The organism is Paenibacillus konkukensis (assembly GCF_023523925.1).
Classification (GTDB): domain Bacteria; phylum Bacillota; class Bacilli; order Paenibacillales; family NBRC-103111; genus Paenibacillus_S; species Paenibacillus_S doosanensis.
In genome coordinates this window covers 1,438,554-1,455,784 of record NZ_CP027059.1, presented here as the reverse complement: position 1 = coordinate 1,455,784, position 17,231 = coordinate 1,438,554, and the positions used below count along the sequence as shown (strand labels likewise).

The following is a 17,231-nucleotide window of genomic DNA, read 5'->3' as shown; positions in this document are numbered from 1 at the left end:
GCGGGCATATGTATACGGTATTAAATCCGATTTGGCATATTACGCATTTGGAGCTGACCTTGCGCATTTTGGCTGCGGCCGTCATGGGCGGGCTGATCGGCTTCGAGCGGGAATGGAGCAACCATGCGGCAGGCTTGCGCACGCACATTCTCGTCTGCATCGGCGCGGCGTCGATTATGCTGCTGTCGATTTACGGCTTCAGCCAGTTCATAGCGGAGCCCAACGTCAGGACGGACCCGGCCCGGTTGTCGGCTCAGGTGATCAGCGGGATCGGTTTCCTCGGCGCCGGCGCGATTCTCAGGACCGGCTCGACCGTTTCCGGACTTACGACCGCCGCTTCGATCTGGGTCGTGGCGGCCATAGGCTTGTGCGTAGGGGCGGGATTCTTTTATTGCGCGGCTCTGGCCACGGTCATGGTGCTCCTCAGCCTGTTCGTCTTGAACAAGTGGGAGAAGCATCTGATGCGCAACCGGAGGCAGCAGGAAGTGATCATCAAGGTATTCGACAGGCCCGGCGTCATGGGCAAAATATCGTCTTTATTCGGCGAACAAGGCGTTCAGATCGTCAACGTCAAAATGAAATCCGAGGAATCTCCGCAAGGCTCCGGCTGGACGGATATGATCATGGAGCTCAAATTCAGCGTCAAGACGACCCATGCCGAGAAGCTGACGAAGGCGATTGAAAATATTTCCGCTGCCGGGGGAGGCGATGTCATCTCGCTCGAATCCAGCCACTGGAAAATGCCGGGAAGCTTCGAAACGCGTTCGCGCTCGCAGGTTAGTTAATGCCATAAATAAACATTCAAGTTGTATGTGGTTTGGATTAATGGTATGATTAATAATTTATTAACATGACAAAGCATTGACAAGTTACAGACCATATGTCATACTTTTGAGGTAAGTAAGCGGTTCACAAAACTTCATATACTTTCACTTGGATGCGGAGATCATGAGATAATCCAAGGGACACCGGTTTGACTGCGCCATTTGTGCACACGCAGTAAGTGTCTCTTGTTGTTCTCTATGATCTTTTTTTGCTGTCTTTTTTAGCAAATGTCCGCAAATGCATCGCTTGTGAAGTCTTGGTGTAAGTCGATGAAAACGCATTCTTTAAAAAACGAGAGGGGTAACAAGCATGAAAAACAAGAAATGGGTAAGCTTGGCGGTATCAGCTGCATTATTCGGCTCCATCGTTGGATGTTCCAACGGAGGCGCAGACTCGGGAAAGATCGAAGATGCCAAAGCAGCGGCGGAGGACAACTCCCCCATCACGATTCAATATTGGCATTCCCACTCGGATGAGCAGATGGCCGGCGTCAATTACATGATTCAGGAATTTAACAAAAAATATCCTAACATCACGGTAGAGCCTGTCTTCCAGGGCGCTTATACCGATTTGCATAAAAAGCTGCAGGCTGCGGTGGCGGCCAAGGACGTACCGGCGGTCACGAACGTGGAAGTGTCGGCGCTGCCGAACTTCGCCGACGGAGGCGTATTCGCAGACCTGACTCCGTACATCAAACGCGATAACGTCGATCTGAACGACTTCTCCAAAGGGATGCTCCAAGCGTATTCCTATAACGACAAGCAATACGGATTCCCGCTGATCGTCAGCACGAGCGTAATGGTGTACAACAAAACGATGCTGGATCAATTGGGCGTGAAGCCTCCGCAAACATGGAGCGAAATCGAAGATTTTAACAAAAAGGTGACCGTGAAGGAGAGCGGCAAAACGACCAGATACGCATTCTCCGTTCCCGGCTGGGATACGTGGTACTACGATCCGTGGATTACGAACGGCGGCGGCACGATCTTGACCAAAGACGAAAAGTCGGGCTTCGATCAACCGGACAGCATGAGATGGATTCAAAACTTCCAGAAATGGATTAAAGACGGCTCGATGCAAATGGGCTACGGCAAAGGCGCATCCGACGTTATGAGACAAATGTTCCTGGAAGGCAAAGTCGCGATGGTTCAGCACTCTTCCGCAATCATCAAGACCTATGTGCAAAACGCGAAATTCGAAGTAGGCGTATCGTTTATTCCAGGCGACAAGGAAAGAAAATCGCATATCGGCGGAGCGGGGATCGTCATTATGGACGGCGCGCCGGCCAAGCAAAAAGAAGCCGCATGGAAATTCGTCAAGTTTATGGTCGGAGCGGAAAACAACATCAAGTGGGCCGATTACACGGGCTACCTGCCGACTCATAAATCGGTCGTCAATACGGAAGAAGGCAAGAAATACTTTGAAAAATGGCCGCAATACAAAGCCGTATTCGAAAACTTCGACAACGTAGCACCGCGCGTGCAGCATCCTGCCTATCCGGAATTCAGCAACGTGTATAAAGAAATTGTCGGCAAGATGGTTTTGAACAACGAGGACCCAGTTCCATTGTTGAAAGATTCCGTTAAAGAAATCAACGAGATTATAGCAGATTATAAGTAAGCCCCGAGAGGAGCGGTACCATGAAGTCTTCCGGCAGTACCCAATTGAATTCCAAGACCGAGGCCATCGACAAGAGCAAGCCTAGACGGTCCGCCTTCCGCATGATGGAGGCGCTGAAAGATTTCTCGTTCGCCTTGCCTGCTCTGGCGTTCCTGATTGTGTTTATCTATTACCCGCTGGTCAACTCGTTCTATCTTAGCTTCACGAACTGGAATATGACGAAACCGGTAAAGAAATTTATCGGGATGGAAAACTATACGAAGCTGCTGACGGACGATACGTTCTACAATGTGCTTAAAATTACGTTTACTTACACGATTCTGGACGTTGTGCTGACGCTCGGCATCGGACTGCTGCTCGCGCTGCTGTTCAACGTTCAATCGAAATTTTTCAACTTCCTGCGGATGCTGATTTTTATGCCGCACTACATTTCAATGGTTATCGTATCGATGGTGTTTTTGTGGATATTCAACTCGCAGTACGGTTTGATGAATGAGCTGATCAAGCTGTTCGGCCTGGAGCCCGTACAATGGCTGCAAAATCCGCGCACGGCGCTCTGGGTGCTTATTATCGTATCGGTATGGAAGGGCGTAGGCTTCGCGATGATCATCTTCATCGCCGGCCTGCGCAGCGTTCCGGTCGAGTATTACGAAGCTTCCAGCATCGACGGAGCGAGCAAGTTCGTGCAATTCAGGCATATTACGCTGCCGATGCTATCGCCGATTACCTTGTTCCTGGTCGTTACGAATTTCATTTCCTCCATGCAGGTGTTCCAATCCGTCGACGTTATGACAAACGGGGGACCGCTGGAGTCGACCAAGGCAATGGTGTACTGGATTTACACGATGGCGTTCTCCGAGTTCAAAACAGGCAGAGCTTCGGCGCTAGTCATTATTTTCTTCCTCATCATCGTGCTGCTGACTATGGTACAGATGTATGTGTCCAAGAAGAAAGTTCATTATGAAGGGTAGGTTATAGATCTATGACTAAATCTCTATGGGTAACCTCCCGGTATACAGTTGCCATTCTGATTACAGTGCTCATTTTCTTTCCGGTTTACTGGATGTTGATTACCGCGCTCAAAACTCCGTTCGAGCTGAGGCTGGCCGTGCCGACCTTCTGGCCGGAGAAGCTGATGTGGGGAAACTTTATTGACGCTTTTAACGCGATTCCGTTTTGGAGATTCGCATCCAATACGCTGATCCAGACCGTAGGCATCATCTTTTTGCAGATCAACATCGGCTTGATGGCCGCTTACGCTTTTGCCAAAGGGAATTTTCCAGGAAGAGAGAAGCTGTTTATTCTCGTTCTTGCGGCGTTGATCGTGCCGGATCAAGTTACGTTCGTGCCCGTCTATGTCATGATGTCGAAGCTGGGATGGATCAATACGTTCTATGCGCTCATCATCCCGCATGCGGCATCGGCCTACGGCATCTTCCTGCTGCGCCAGACGTTCCGCTCGATTAACAACGACGTGATCGAGGCGGCCAAGGTGGACGGCGCGAGCCGCATCCAGGTGCTCTACCGGATTTTGCTGCCGATGGCGTTTCCGACGGTCATTACGCTGCTGGTCATCAGCTTCATTCACAGCTGGAACTCGTATTTCTGGCCGCTGGTCATGACCAACTCGAATCAGATGCGGGTGCTTACCGTAGGTATCGCGATGATGCGGGATTCGATTGCGGGGAACGAAGCGCTCAACTTCCATCTGTTGATGGCGGCCAGCGTCGTCGTTATTCTGCCGATCGTTGTCGTCTTCGTCTTTGCGCAAAAGCATATCGTGGCGGCGATGGCCAATTCGACCTTCAAATAACGGGATTTACACCAGCTGAATGCGCATTTTTCAAAAGGAGACTGTCCAGTGAAGCAAAAAGCGGTTATGATCATAGTATCCGGTTTGTTGTGTATGAGTGCGGTCGGCTGCCAGCAAGCTCAGCAGGCGACCGCGGGGAAACCGCAGGCCCAGGCGGCCGGCGCCGAAGCCAAGAAGCCGGAGAGTCAGGCGGGAGCGGCGAACGGCAAGATTACGCAGGAAGAAGCCGGCATCAAGATCCGCGTCGATATTCCCGAGATTAAGCCTTTTCTGCAGGAAGCCAAGCAAGGACCGGTCGTTCCGGCTCTGATGCAAAAGGCGGTTCCGCAAGGAATCGGCTTCATCGAGGAGAAAAACTGGATTTTGGTAAGCCATTATCGCGAGAACGGACTTCCCAGCCTTCTTACCGTGATCGATGCCGCAACGGGTTCGATGATAAAGGTGCTGGAGCTGTATAAGGATGCGGATAAACCTTACACCGGTCATGCCGGAGGGGTAACGGTCAGCCGAAGCCATGTATGGATTTCATCGGATAACGATATATACCGGCTTAAGCTGGAGGATATCGTTCAGGCGGGCAGCGAGGGCAAGCTGACCTTCGGCGGCTCGATCCATACGGAGACGAGGGCTTCCTTTACGACCTACGGCGACGGAGTGTTATGGGCCGGCGAATTTGCCGGCAAGGATTATCCTACGGAGAAGTCGCATTATATGACAAACCGCGACGATAAGGAATATAAAGCCTGGGCCGTAGGATATAAGCTCGACGAGCAGACCGACGATCTTCCCGCAGGCAAGTCGAAAGACGACGGCAAGCCGGTCACGCCGGATTACATCTTGTCTTTGCCGGATAGCGTGCAGGGGATGGCGGTCTTGAAAAATAAAATTCTGCTCAGCCAATCGTCGGGCCGCAATGCGGCCAGCTCGCTTATCCAGCATGCCAACGTGCTGTCGGAGAAGCCTCATACGCAGGCGGCGATCGGCTCCGAATCTGTGCCGGTATGGTTTCTGGACAGCAAGAACAAGCAGGAAACGAAGCCGGTTCCGCCGATGTCCGAAGGGATCGTCTATTCTCAAGGCACGCTCTATATGTTGTTCGAATCCGGAGCAAGCATGTACAAGCAATCGTCCAGCTATGCGCTGGACCGCATTCAAATGTTGAAAATGAACGAATAAGCAGGAGGGTGAACCATGAGCATCATCGGATTGGCCCATCGCGGGTATCCTAAGAAATATCCCGAAAATACGCTGGTATCCTTTCAAGCTGCGCTGGATTTGTCGTTCAGCCATTTGGAACTGGATGTGAACTTGACCAAGGACGGCGTCCCGGTTGTCATTCACGATCCTACAGTCAACAGAACGACAAACGGAAAAGGACGCGTGGTCGATTATACGTGGGAGGAGCTTCAGCGGCTTCGCACTGGCGGAGAGCAATCAATTCCGCTGCTGAAGGACGTGCTCGCACTGGCTAAGGGCAGAGCCAAGGTGGACATTGAGCTGAAGCAAAGCGGCGATCTGTATCCGGGTCTGGAAGAAAAAGTGCTGGAAACCGTGCGCGAATGCGGCGTTCAGGATCAGGTCTTCGTGACCTCCTTCGATCACTATTCCATCCAGCGCATGCGCCAGCTGTCCAAGGATATTGAGCTGGGGCTGGTCATTTACGGAGCGACGCCTTCGGTATTCCCGTTCGCCCGGGAGCTCGATGCCCGGTATATTTCGGTCAAATACATTTATTTGACCGACGACTACGTGCGGCTGTGCGAGGAGCAGGGGATTCAGGTGATCGCCTGGACGATCGACGATGAGGCGGACATGCGCGAGCTGAGGCGCAAATACCCTCAGGTTTGGATATGCACTAACGAATTGGAAAAATGGAAGGCGTGCGTGCTGGAAACGGCGTCTTCCAACTAACGGTCTGAAGCGGCACGAAGCCGGTTCGCGAAGACCGGCGGCGAGGCGATACGCGGCAGCGTATGCGCCGACTGCGACTGCGCAGCGCTTAAAAACGGCACTTCCCGTCAGCATCGGAGCTGAACCGGGAGGTGCCGTTTTTTTCATCAAGAGAAGGTCGAGCCGTTATTCAAGCTGCAGGCGGAAGCCCGCGATTTCTTGTTCCGCCTGTTCCAAGAGCTGGAGCAATAGCCGGCTGTAGTCGCCTAGCTTTTTTTCGCTTTCCTCAAAATGCAGCCAGCGGACCGTTAATGGCATTTGGACCCAGCCGGTCATGCAATCCCATAACGCATCCAGGTTATTGCCGTAATAATCGGGCAATGCCAGCGATTGTTTCAACACGGCATGAAGCTGCTCGCGGGTTTCGATTTTTGTGCCGTCCAATATAATGCTGCGCATAGTTCCAGAACCCCCCTCGCCGTTTATTTGATCGGTGTGAACGTTTCGTAATGATCTTCCGTCTTATAGATTAAACCGTCGTTGGAAAACAAGACTCGATCTTTGCCTCGCTGTCCCGATTTGTAATTGATGTCGGCTTCGTACCAGACTCTCCCTTTTTTGCTCGGCAGCTTGCCTTCCCGGTTTTGAAAGACATCTCCTCCGATGCTTTTGCCCGGCGCGACTTTGTTCAGATTGCCTTTTTGCGGGTCCCAGCCGAGTTTTTTGGCGCCTTCCTTTGTAATGAAATTATCCGGCAATTTGTGATGCTCTTGTATGTAGCTTGCGACCGCTTCAAAGCTGGTGAGCGCTTGCGGGACGGCCGGGGCTGTCGGGGCTGCCGGCGATTGGCCTGCGGACAAACCGCAGCCGGCCAGAACCAGTAAACTTAACATGAACAAAAATAGACATCGTAGTGCTTTCAATGACTTCATCCTCGCTTCTATATCTAAGTATTCTCCAGATGATCTTGCCAAAATCCTCCGATACCTATTTACGAGCATACCGCAAATAAGTTGCGAAAAGAAGATGCGCACGTATGGGATGGAAAAGTGTGGAAGGGCGCATATGTACATACAACTTTGAATAATGTTATAATGTACGTAAAAAAAAATTCGAACGAGCAGCCTTGACAGCGGTTCTTACTGAGGTGACCTATGACAGACAGCAGCAAGCAGCAGCCCAAATATATGATACTGAAGCAGGAGATATTGTCCTGGCTTCAATCCGGCAAGCTTAAGCCGAACGACCGGATGCCGACGGAGAATGAAATCGCCGAGCAGTTCGGAATGAGCCGGCAAACGGTCCGGCAGACGTTCGGCGTTCTGGAGCAGGACGGGTGGATCTATCGCGTGCAGGGGAAAGGTACCTTCGTATCGAGTCCGCAAGCCGCGAAGAAAAATCCGGATGTCCAGACGATCGGTATCATTACGACGTACATATCCGATTACATATTCCCGCATATTGTCCGGGGAGCCGAGGCCGCTCTCCGCAGCAAAGGGTATAGGATGCTGCTTTCCAGTACGGATAACGACAAGCGGAAGGAGCAGGAGAGCCTGCAAATGATGATGAGCGAGCCATTGAGCGGGCTGATCATCGAGCCGACCAAGAGCGCGGAGGGCAATCCCAATTTGAATTATTATTTATCGCTAAATTACCAGGGAATTCCTTATATTATGATTAACGAAAGCTATCCTGAAATTAGTTGTCCGTACATTAAGATGAACGATGAAGCGGGCGGTTATCAAGCGGCCGAGCATTTGATCAGGCTGGGCCACCTTAGGCTGGCCGGATTTTTCAAGATGGACGATCTGCAGGGCGTCAACCGGCTGAAGGGTTTTATCAGGGCGCATCAGGAGTATAAGGTTCCGCTGCTGCCGGAGTCGGTAATCCACTATACGACGGAGACCAAACGCAGCAAACCGTTGGAAGCCGCGCTGGCCATGCTGGCGGCGGGCAGCGAGCGGCCGACGGCGCTGGTTTGCTACAACGACGAGCTTGCCGTCATGCTGCTGGACGCCGTAAGACAAGCGGGGCTTAGCGTGCCGCAGGATTTATCCATCATCGGCTTCGATGATTCGGCCTTGGCCGTCGCTACCGAGGTGAAGCTGACGACGCTGGCCCATCCGAAGGAGAAGATGGGGGCCGCTGCCGCGCAGCTGCTGACGGAGATGATCGAGCGGAGAACGAACACGGCGGAGCCTGTCGTATTCGAGCCCGAACTGATCGTCAGAGATTCGACGGGACCGGTTCCGGTCTGACAGGTTCGGAGAGCCATTTGAAAAAACAATAGGAATCATCCGAAAAAAAATGTGGTAAAATTGTACGTACAATTATATAATAAATGTATCGATATCATTCATTTATTGAAAGGTGATGATACAAGTTGTTAGTACAACTCAAACAGGCCGTATGGGAAGCGAATCTTAATTTGCCGAAGTACGGCCTTGTTACGTTTACATGGGGAAATGTAAGCGGTATCGATCGCGAGCTCGGCCTCGTCGTCATTAAGCCGAGCGGCGTTCCTTACGAACGGCTCCGGGTAGAGGATCTGGTCGTAGTCGATCTGGACGGAAACATTGTGGAAGGGAAGCTGAAGCCTTCATCCGATACGGCGACCCACCTCGTTTTGTATAAGGCGTTTCCGGACATCGGGGGGATCGTGCACACGCATTCGCCGTGGGCAACCTCCTGGGCGCAGGCGGGGATCGGCATTCCGGCGTTGGGGACGACTCATGCGGATTATTTTTACGGGGAGGTTCCCTGCACGAGACCGATGACGGAGGCCGAAATCCAGGGAGCTTACGAGCTGGAGACGGGCAATGTAATCGTGGAAACGTTCAAGGACCGCGATCCGAATCAAATGCCGGGCGTGCTGGTGCACTGCCATGCTCCGTTCAATTGGGGCAAGGACCCTCACGAGGCCGTTCATAACGCCGTCGTGCTGGAGGAAGTGGCTAAGATCGCCCATCGGACGTGCTCGCTGCAGGCGGGAGTTCCGGCCATGAATCAGACGCTGCTCGACCGCCATTTTTTGCGCAAGCACGGCGTGAATGCGTATTACGGACAAAAGTAAGCTGGATGCAGAACTAAATCCCGGACTTCCGGGCTGGAACGATGAATGCGATTACATATGAGGGGATGGGTCCCCTACACAAGGAGGTTCGAATGAGGCAATGAGCAAAAAGTATGCGATTGGCGTAGATTACGGAACCGAATCGGGCCGTGCGGTGCTCGTCGATTTGTCCGACGGCGCGGAGGTTGCCGATCATGTGACGCCGTACCCGCATAACGTGATCGACGAGCGGCTTCCGTACTCGGATATTGAGCTGAAGCACGATTGGGCCCTGCAGCATCCGGGCGATTATATCGAAGTGCTGCGGCGTTCCGTTCCGGCCGTCATGAAGGCTTCGGGAGTGGACCCGCGCGACGTGATCGGACTCGGCATCGATTTTACGGCATGCACGATGCTGCCCGTCGACGCCGAAGGCAGGCCGCTGTGCCTGAACCCGGAGCTGCGCGACGATCCGCACAGCTGGGTGAAGCTGTGGAAGCATCATGCGGCGCAGGAGGAAGCAAGCCGGATCAATGAGATCGCCAAAGAGCGGGAAGAAGCATTCCTGCCGCGGTACGGCGGGAAAATTTCTTCCGAGTGGATGATCGCCAAAGTATGGCAAATATTGAACGAGGCCCCGCATATTTACGATAAGACCGATCAATTTATGGAGGCGGCGGACTGGGTCGTTTCGCAAATGACCGGAACTTACCTGCGCAACAGCTGTACGGCCGGGTATAAGGCGATCTGGCATAAGCGGGACGGATATCCGAGCGACGTTTTTTTTAAGGCACTGGACCCAAGGCTGGAGAACTTGACCCGCACCAAGCTGCGGGGAGAAGTCGTGCCGCTCGGGACGAAGGCGGGAGAGCTGACCCCGGAGATGGCAAGCCTGATGGGGCTTAGGCCGGGCATCGCGATCGCGGTAGGCAATGTGGACGCGCATGCGGCCGTTCCGGGCGTCGGCGTCGTTACGCCGGGCAAGCTGGTCATGGCTATGGGCACCTCCATCTGCCATATGCTGCTCGGAACCGAGGAGCGCGAGGTCGAAGGCATGTGCGGCGTCGTCGAAGACGGCATCATCCCCGGTTATTTGGGCTATGAGGCGGGACAGTCGGCGGTCGGAGATATTTTTGCATGGTATGTCGAGCAGGGGGTACCGGCCTATGTGAAAGAGGCGGCCGAGGCGGAAGGCGTCAACGTGCACGAATGGCTGGAGCGCAGGGCGTCTGCCTACAAGCCCGGGGAAACCGGCCTGCTGGCGCTCGATTGGTGGAACGGCAACCGGTCGGTGCTGGTCGATACCGACTTGACCGGCCTGCTCGTAGGCTGCACGCTGCTGACCAAGCCGGAAGAGATTTACCGCGCGCTGCTGGAAGCAACCGCTTTTGGAACGCGCAAAATCGTAGACGCCTTTCATCATAGCGGCGTAGAAGTCAACGAGCTGTACGCTTGCGGCGGGCTTCCTCAAAAAAATAAGCTGCTGATGCAAATTTATGCCGACGTGACCAACCGCGAGATCAAGATTGCGGACTCCAAGCAGACTCCGGCGCTGGGGGCGGCGATGTTCGGCGCCGTTGCCGCGGGCTCTGCCCAAGGCGGATATGACACGATCGTTGAAGCGGCGAGCCGCATGGCGCGCGTCAGGGAAGAGACATACAAGCCGATTCCGGCAAATGTCGCCGTGTACGAGAAGCTGTATGAGGAATACAACCGGCTGCACGATTATTTCGGACGGGGCGGCAACGACGTGATGAAGCGGCTGAAAGCGATTAAAGAAGCGTCGCGGTAGCGAACCTTTATATCATACTTTTAAAAGCGTGGGGAACAAGCGGCCGGAGAGACGATAGAGTTGGAGAAGCGTAAGCGGTCGCTTTTGTAGACAGACGGATTTTCCCCGCTTCAGGGTTCAAAATGAAAAAAATCCGGCTACAACAGCGAGGGAAAGCCTCTATCGACCGCAGGCTACGACGAAATCACCATATTAAATGAAAACGGTGAAAAAGCAGGCGGAGCAAGCGAGGGCACTCCGGAGAAACGCAGCGGTCGCCTTGGCCCCCCGATTTCAACAGCGATCGGATGTAACGGACACTGCCGCCGTTATATCAACCCTATCGGCCATTTTGGATTTCTAACGGACACAGATGCAGCTATTTGTTGGAAAATCTTCCATAGAAAGCGATTCGGAGCTATGTAAGCGCGATGACGTCCGTTACGTTTCAAAAACGTCTGTTTGCGACGACTTTAGCTCCCCGGTGTCCGTTAGATTTAGAAAAAACTATTCGATGGCGCGGTTCCGGAGGCTTACACCCCCTGCAGCTTTCTTCCTGACCGTTCGAGCGCTTACCCGCTTCGGAGAAAGACGGTTGGGGAAGTGTTTGAAAACGCCATTTTCGCAATGAAAATCTGGCCTGCAGCCAAGCTATTGTCTAAACGGGTACGTTGGAGCATGAAGAGGAAATGGGATAACGGATTCCGAACGCCGTTAAAGTCATTCGTGTTCCTTGAATGATTTAAACGCCGTGAACACACTTGTAAAGCCCTGTGAAAAAAGAGCGGAGGGAGGCCGCTTGAAGCTGGACTTCAAACAACGATTGGAAGACCAAACGGGCACCGCAGCAGATGATTTCACCATACTTTTAAAAGCGAGTGGAAACCTCTACCGGCCGCAGGCCGCGAACAAATCACCGCTCTTCTAAACAAATATAAAAACGGGAGGCATTATCGATGATTATAACGAAGCCGTACGTATTCTGGTTTGTTACGGGCAGTCAGCATTTATACGGGCCGGAGACGCTGAGGGAAGTGGATGAGCATTCCAAACGGATCGCCGAAGGACTCGATAGGGACGCGGCGATTCCGTTCCAAGTGGAATTCAAGCCGGTGCTGACGACGCCGGAAGCGATCCGCTCGCTATGCATTGAAGCGAACTCGGACGATACCTGCGCGAGCATTATTACGTGGATGCATACGTTCTCGCCGGCCAAGATGTGGATCGCCGGGCTGTCCGAGCTGCGCAAGCCGCTGCTTCATCTGCATACGCAGTACAACCGGGACATTCCGTGGGACAGCATCGATATGGATTTTATGAATTTGAATCAATCGGCGCACGGCGACCGCGAATACGGCTTTATCGGAGCGCGGATGGGCATCGCGCGCAAGGTCGTCGTAGGCTATTGGGAGGATGGGGAGGTACGCCGCCGCATCGGAGGCTGGATGAACACCGCCGTCGCCTTCACGGAGGGGCGCAATCTGAAGGTAGCCCGCTTCGGCGACAATATGCGTCAAGTGGCCGTGACCGATGGAGATAAGGTCGAAGCGCAAATCAAATTCGGGTGGGCGGTCAACGGCTACGGCATCGGAGATCTGGTTCAGCGGATGAACGACATATCGGAGCAGGAAGTAAACCGGCTGTTCGAGGAATATACCGATCTGTACGACATCGCGCCGGAAGGTCGCGAGTCCGGTCCCGTCCGCGAAGCGATTCTGGAGCAGGCCCGCATCGAGCTGGGCATGAGGGCGTTTCTGGAGGAAGGCGGCTTCGGGGCTTTTACGACTACGTTCGAAGATTTGCACGGTATGAAGCAGCTCCCCGGGCTGGCGGTGCAGCGGCTGATGGGGGCAGGCTACGGTTTCGGCGGGGAGGGCGACTGGAAGACGGCGGCCCTGGTGCGCACGATGAAGCTGATCGCCTCCAACGTAGGCACGTCGTTTATGGAAGATTATACGTATCATTTTGAGCCCGGCAATGAATTGGTGCTCGGTTCTCATATGCTGGAGGTGTGTCCGACCGTGGCGGCGACGCGCCCGAGAATCGAGGTGCATCCGCTGTCCATCGGCGGCAAGGCCGATCCTGCGCGATTGGTGTTCGACGGCGGCGAGGGAGCGGCGCTCAACGCCTCGATCATCGATATGGGCAACCGCTTCCGGCTCGTCGTCAATGTCGTCGACGCGGTGAAGCCGGAACGCACTCTGCCTAAGCTGCCGGTCGCTCGCGTGCTGTGGAAGCCGCAGCCGTCGCTCAGCCTTGCGGCCGAAGCTTGGATTCACGCCGGCGGAGCCCATCATACCGTCTTCTCCCATGTGGTGACGCCGGAGCAGCTGGCCGACTGGGCGGAGCTGACGGGCATCGAATGCGTGCTGATCGACAACAACACTACGATCGCTGCATTGCGCAATGAACTAAGATGGAACGATATGTATTATCGCCTTCGTTAATATCGCCGTCGGCGGAAGCTTTAGCTTAAGCTGCCGCTTCTTCACGGCGCACCGGGTCCGAAGCTCTCGATTAGAGAGAGCCGGCCCTGGAACGGCCCTCTGTCCGCTAGCTGCGGCAGAGGGCTTTTTGCTCCGGCTAAAGTGGCTGCGGGTTTCACTAAGGAAGGCATCGAACGGACACTGCTGCGGATTTTTTTTACCGTACTTTTGGTTCCGATAGTTAGAATGAGGTTCTCAATGTGATAAGACGAAACCGGCTTCCTGCGGCTAGTATGAGAGTAGGGTACGCAATTACTTCGTAATCACGAAAGGGGATTGTCGCATGGCAGTGCATAACGTAGGAATTATTATGAATGGCGTTACAGGACGAATGGGAACGAATCAACACTTGATCCGCTCGATTCTTGCGATCCGCAAGCAGGGGGGCGTAGCTCTGGCGAACGGGGATGTGATCATGCCCGATCCGATTTTGGTAGGCCGTCAGGAGCATAAATTGAAAGCGTTGGCAGAGGCGCATGGCTTGACTCGCTGGAGCACGGATCTTGAAGCTTGCCTGGCCGATTCAAATAATACGATCTACTTCGATTCGCAGACGACGGTGCATCGCGCAGAGAGCATCCGCAAAGCGATTGCCGCAGGGAAGCATATTTATTGCGAGAAGCCGACGGCGACGAATCTTGAGGAATCGCTGGAGCTGGCGGCTCTTGTCCGTCAAGCGGGGCTGAAGAACGGGGTCGTGCAGGATAAGCTGTTCCTCCCGGGTCTGCTTAAGCTGAAGCGTCTGGTCGATTCAGGCTTCTTCGGCCAAATTTTATCCGTCCGCATGGAATTCGGTTACTGGGTGTTCGAAGGCGACTGGCAGCAGGCGCAGCGTCCGTCCTGGAACTATCGCAAAGAAGACGGCGGCGGCATTATCGTCGATATGTTCGCTCATTGGAGATATGTGCTCGACAACCTGTTCGGCGAAGTCCGGTCGGTTTCTTGCCTTGGCGTTACGCATATTCCTGAACGTGTGGACGAGCAGGGCAACGCGTATGAATGCACCGCCGACGATGCGGCATACGCCACCTTCGAATTGGAGGGCGGCATTATCGTCCAAGCGAACTCTTCCTGGGCGGTCAGAGTGAACCGGGACGATTTGCTTACGATTCAGGTGGACGGCACGGAAGGCAGCGCGGTAGCGGGCCTGCGCGATTGTAAAGCTCAGCATCGCATCAATACGCCGAAGCCGGTATGGAATCCGGATATACCGAATCCGTTCCGGTTCATGGAGCAGTGGCAGGAAGTGCCGGATAACCAGCTGTTCGACAACGGCTTTAAAATACAGTGGGAATTGTTCCTGAAGCATATCGTCACCGATTCGCCGTTTCCTTGGGACCTGCTTGAAGGGGCGAAGGGTACGCAGCTTGCGGAGCTTGGCTTGCGTTCGTGGGATGAGCGCCGCTGGCTGGACGTTCCGGAGCTGAAGCTGCCTGAAGTATCCGGGCAACCTATCGCTTCGGCCAAAGGATAAGGAGGGAGCGCGATGAGCCAGGAATTGAAGCTGCCCCGCGCCGGAGGCGCTTTGTACTCCTACACCCCGGGGCAATCCGCGGTGATCGAGCTGCCGGATAAGCCTCTGCAAAGCCGGATCGCCTTCTCGGCGGCCCATGTCGTATGCGACCCGTTTGCCGACGCGGACCCGCTGAATCACGCGCAGATCGATTGGGACGGTACGCTTGCTTACCGCCGTCATTTATGGTCGCTCGGGCTGGGCGTCGCCGAAGCGATGGATACCGCCCAGCGCGGAATGGGGCTTGATTGGGCGAGAGCCAAGGAGCTGATCAGCCGCTCGATTACCGAAGCCAAATCGGTCGGCGGGCGGATTGCCAGCGGGGCGGGAACGGATCACTTGGCTCCGGGTCCGCAGGTGACGCTGGAACAGGTGGAGCAGGCTTATGAAGAACAGGTCGGCTTTGTGGAAGGCCAAGGCGGCCAGGTTATTCTTATGGCCAGCCGGGCATTGGCTGCATGCGCCCAAAGTCCGGAAGACTACGAGCGCGTATACGGTCGCATCTTGAGCCAGGTGAAGCAGCCGGTCATTCTGCATTGGCTCGGGGATATGTTCGACCCTGCGCTCGCCGGTTATTGGGGCGAACGGGATGTCGATGCGGCGATGGACGTATGCCTGCGGGTCATTCGAGCCCATGCCGACAAAGTGGACGGGATCAAAATATCGCTGCTGGACGACGAGAAAGAAATTCGGATGCGCCGTCTTCTGCCGGAAAGCGTAAAGATGTATACCGGAGACGATTTCAATTATCCGGCGCTGATTCGCGGGGACGAGCAGGGCTTCAGCCATGCGCTGCTCGGCATATTCGATGCGATCGCTCCAGCGGCGGCCGCGGCGATCCATGCTCTCGACAACGGCGACGAGACGCGCTATAGCGCGCTTCTGGAGCCGACGGTCGCGCTGTCGCGGCATATATTCCAGAAGCCGACCTATGCGTATAAAACCGGGATCGTCTTTATGGCATATTTGAACGGCCATCAGAACCATTTCCGGATGATCGGCGGAGCGGAGGGAGCCCGATCGATCGTTCATTTGGCCGAATTGTTCGTATTGGCGGACAAAGCGGGGCTGCTGACCGATCCGGACCGCGCTGCGGAACGGATGCGTCATGTATTGAAGCTTGCCGGGCTGTAAGTATTCCATTATCTGGTAGGAGGGGCCGACCCCAAAAGCCAATGTTTCTATATAATATGTTCACGGGAGGGAATGACGGATGGCAGAGCATGCACAGCCATTGCAATCGATAGAACGATTAAGCTTAAACCAAATTACGACCGACCGCTGGAGCCTGCGCGAAGCGGTAGAAGGCTGCGCGCGGGCGGAGGTGCCCTGGATTGCCTTATGGCGTCACAAGGTAGCCGAAGCGGGGCTGGCGGAGAGCAAGCGGCTCGTGCAGGATGCCGGGCTGCGCGTGTCCAGCCTGTGCCGCGGCGGAATGTTTCCGGCGGCTACGGCGGCCGAACGCCAGGCGCGCATCGATGATAACCGCCGGGCTGTCGACGAAGCGGCCGAGCTGGGCGCCGACGTGCTTGTGCTCGTATGCGGGCCTGCGCCCGACAAGGATATCGCCGCCGCGCGGCGGATGGTCGAGGAAGGCATCGAGCAGCTGATGCCTTATGCGGAGTCTTGCGGCGTCAAGCTGGGCATCGAGCCGCTGCACCCGATGTATGCGGCCGAGCGTTCCGTTATCAATACGTTGGCGCAGGCCAATACCATTGCGGAGCGGTATAAGCCCGAGCAAGTCGGCGTAGTCGTAGACGTGTTCCATGTATGGTGGGACCCCGATTTATACGCGCAAATCGCCAGAGCAAGCGGCCGGATTCTAGGCTTCCACGTCTCCGACTGGCTCGTGCCGGTACCCGATTTGCTGATGGGACGGGGAATGATGGGCGATGGCGTAATCGACTTCCGGCGCATCCGCCAAGCCGTCGAGACGGCCGGTTATTTCGGCCCGATCGAGGTGGAGATTTTTAATCAGACCATATGGGATATGCCGGGCGACGAAGCGTTGGCGCTTATGAAGCAGCGTTATTTGGAGCATGTCTGATTATAGGCAACCGGCTCAGCCGTCTGCCTGTCCCGCTTAAAGCAACAGTCCTCATGAAGAAGACGGCGAGTTCTGGAACATTGGTGATCTCTTCATTTTGAAGAAGGCGGTGTCGGCTTATGGATGCGGATTTCGTATGTCATTATTATTGGCCCGATGATAGCGCACAGGACGAGATGCGGGACGGCGGCATTGCGGAAAGCCGGAAGAAGGC

The 17,231-nt window shown here is 54.7% G+C and carries 16 protein-coding genes; 14 read left to right on the top strand and 2 right to left on the bottom strand.

Translation table 11 applies throughout. From position 1 onward, the window contains the following. Positions 1-8 precede the first annotated feature (8 nt). The 6 genes from SK3146_RS06450 to SK3146_RS06425 all read left to right on the top strand — a co-directional run bounded on the left by SK3146_RS06450 (position 9) and on the right by SK3146_RS06425 (position 6,169). The gene (locus SK3146_RS06450; protein ID WP_249864309.1) at positions 9-785 is read left to right on the top strand and encodes an MgtC/SapB family protein; all 777 of its coding nucleotides are present in this window, start codon (positions 9-11) and stop codon (positions 783-785) included. Between the two features lie 349 nt (positions 786-1,134). Next, complete coding sequence (locus tag SK3146_RS06445; RefSeq protein ID WP_249864308.1) at positions 1,135-2,445, top strand: ABC transporter substrate-binding protein; 1,311 nt, start codon at positions 1,135-1,137, stop codon at positions 2,443-2,445. A 20-nt stretch (positions 2,446-2,465) separates the two neighbouring features. After that, positions 2,466-3,416 (top strand): carbohydrate ABC transporter permease, encoded by a 951-nt coding sequence (locus SK3146_RS06440; protein ID WP_375295584.1) that lies wholly within the window; start codon positions 2,466-2,468, stop codon positions 3,414-3,416. Between the two features lie 11 nt (positions 3,417-3,427). Beyond that, positions 3,428-4,258, top strand: a complete 831-nt coding sequence (locus SK3146_RS06435; RefSeq protein WP_249864307.1) for a carbohydrate ABC transporter permease — start codon at positions 3,428-3,430, stop codon at positions 4,256-4,258. Positions 4,259-4,306: 48 nt separating this feature from the next. Further along, entirely contained in the window at positions 4,307-5,434 is a 1,128-nt protein-coding gene (locus SK3146_RS06430) for a hypothetical protein (protein WP_249864306.1), read from the top strand. A gap of 15 nt (positions 5,435-5,449) precedes the next feature. Next, complete coding sequence (locus tag SK3146_RS06425; RefSeq protein ID WP_249864305.1) at positions 5,450-6,169, top strand: glycerophosphodiester phosphodiesterase; 720 nt, start codon at positions 5,450-5,452, stop codon at positions 6,167-6,169. Between the two features lie 165 nt (positions 6,170-6,334). Here SK3146_RS06425 and SK3146_RS06420 read toward each other — a convergent pair whose 3' ends face one another. Next, positions 6,335-6,607: a barstar family protein gene (locus SK3146_RS06420; RefSeq protein ID WP_249864304.1), complete on the bottom strand. Its 273-nt coding sequence runs from the start codon at positions 6,605-6,607 to the stop codon at positions 6,335-6,337. Between the two features lie 23 nt (positions 6,608-6,630). After that, positions 6,631-7,041 (bottom strand): ribonuclease, encoded by a 411-nt coding sequence (locus tag SK3146_RS06415; protein WP_375295583.1) that lies wholly within the window; start codon positions 7,039-7,041, stop codon positions 6,631-6,633. Between the two features lie 261 nt (positions 7,042-7,302). Between SK3146_RS06415 and SK3146_RS06410 the strand changes: the two genes are divergently transcribed. The 8 genes from SK3146_RS06410 (at position 7,303) to SK3146_RS06380 (ending at position 17,017) form a co-directional block, all read left to right on the top strand. Continuing rightward, positions 7,303-8,406, top strand: a complete 1,104-nt coding sequence (locus tag SK3146_RS06410) for a GntR family transcriptional regulator (RefSeq protein ID WP_249864302.1) — start codon at positions 7,303-7,305, stop codon at positions 8,404-8,406. Between the two features lie 125 nt (positions 8,407-8,531). After that, positions 8,532-9,221 (top strand): L-ribulose-5-phosphate 4-epimerase, encoded by a 690-nt coding sequence (gene araD / locus SK3146_RS06405; protein ID WP_249864301.1) that lies wholly within the window; start codon positions 8,532-8,534, stop codon positions 9,219-9,221. Between the two features lie 100 nt (positions 9,222-9,321). Further along, positions 9,322-10,992, top strand: coding sequence for a ribulokinase (locus SK3146_RS06400; protein WP_249864300.1), 1,671 nt, complete (start codon positions 9,322-9,324; stop codon positions 10,990-10,992). Positions 10,993-11,770: 778 nt separating this feature from the next. After that, positions 11,771-11,899 carry a hypothetical protein gene (locus tag SK3146_RS34970; RefSeq protein WP_283942811.1) on the top strand — a complete coding sequence of 43 codons (129 nt, stop codon included), beginning with the start codon at positions 11,771-11,773 and terminating at the stop codon, positions 11,897-11,899. Between the two features lie 28 nt (positions 11,900-11,927). After that, entirely contained in the window at positions 11,928-13,418 is a 1,491-nt protein-coding gene (araA, locus tag SK3146_RS06395) for an L-arabinose isomerase (RefSeq protein WP_249864299.1), read from the top strand. A gap of 322 nt (positions 13,419-13,740) precedes the next feature. Further along, on the top strand, positions 13,741-14,931 hold the full coding sequence (locus SK3146_RS06390; protein WP_249864298.1) for a Gfo/Idh/MocA family protein: 1,191 nt from the start codon (positions 13,741-13,743) through the stop codon (positions 14,929-14,931). Positions 14,932-14,943: 12 nt separating this feature from the next. Then, entirely contained in the window at positions 14,944-16,104 is a 1,161-nt protein-coding gene (locus SK3146_RS06385; RefSeq protein ID WP_249864297.1) for a dihydrodipicolinate synthase family protein, read from the top strand. A gap of 79 nt (positions 16,105-16,183) precedes the next feature. Then, a complete protein-coding gene (locus SK3146_RS06380; protein WP_249864296.1) occupies positions 16,184-17,017 on the top strand; it encodes a sugar phosphate isomerase/epimerase family protein in 834 nt (277 codons plus the stop codon). Positions 17,018-17,231: the final 214 nt, after the last annotated feature.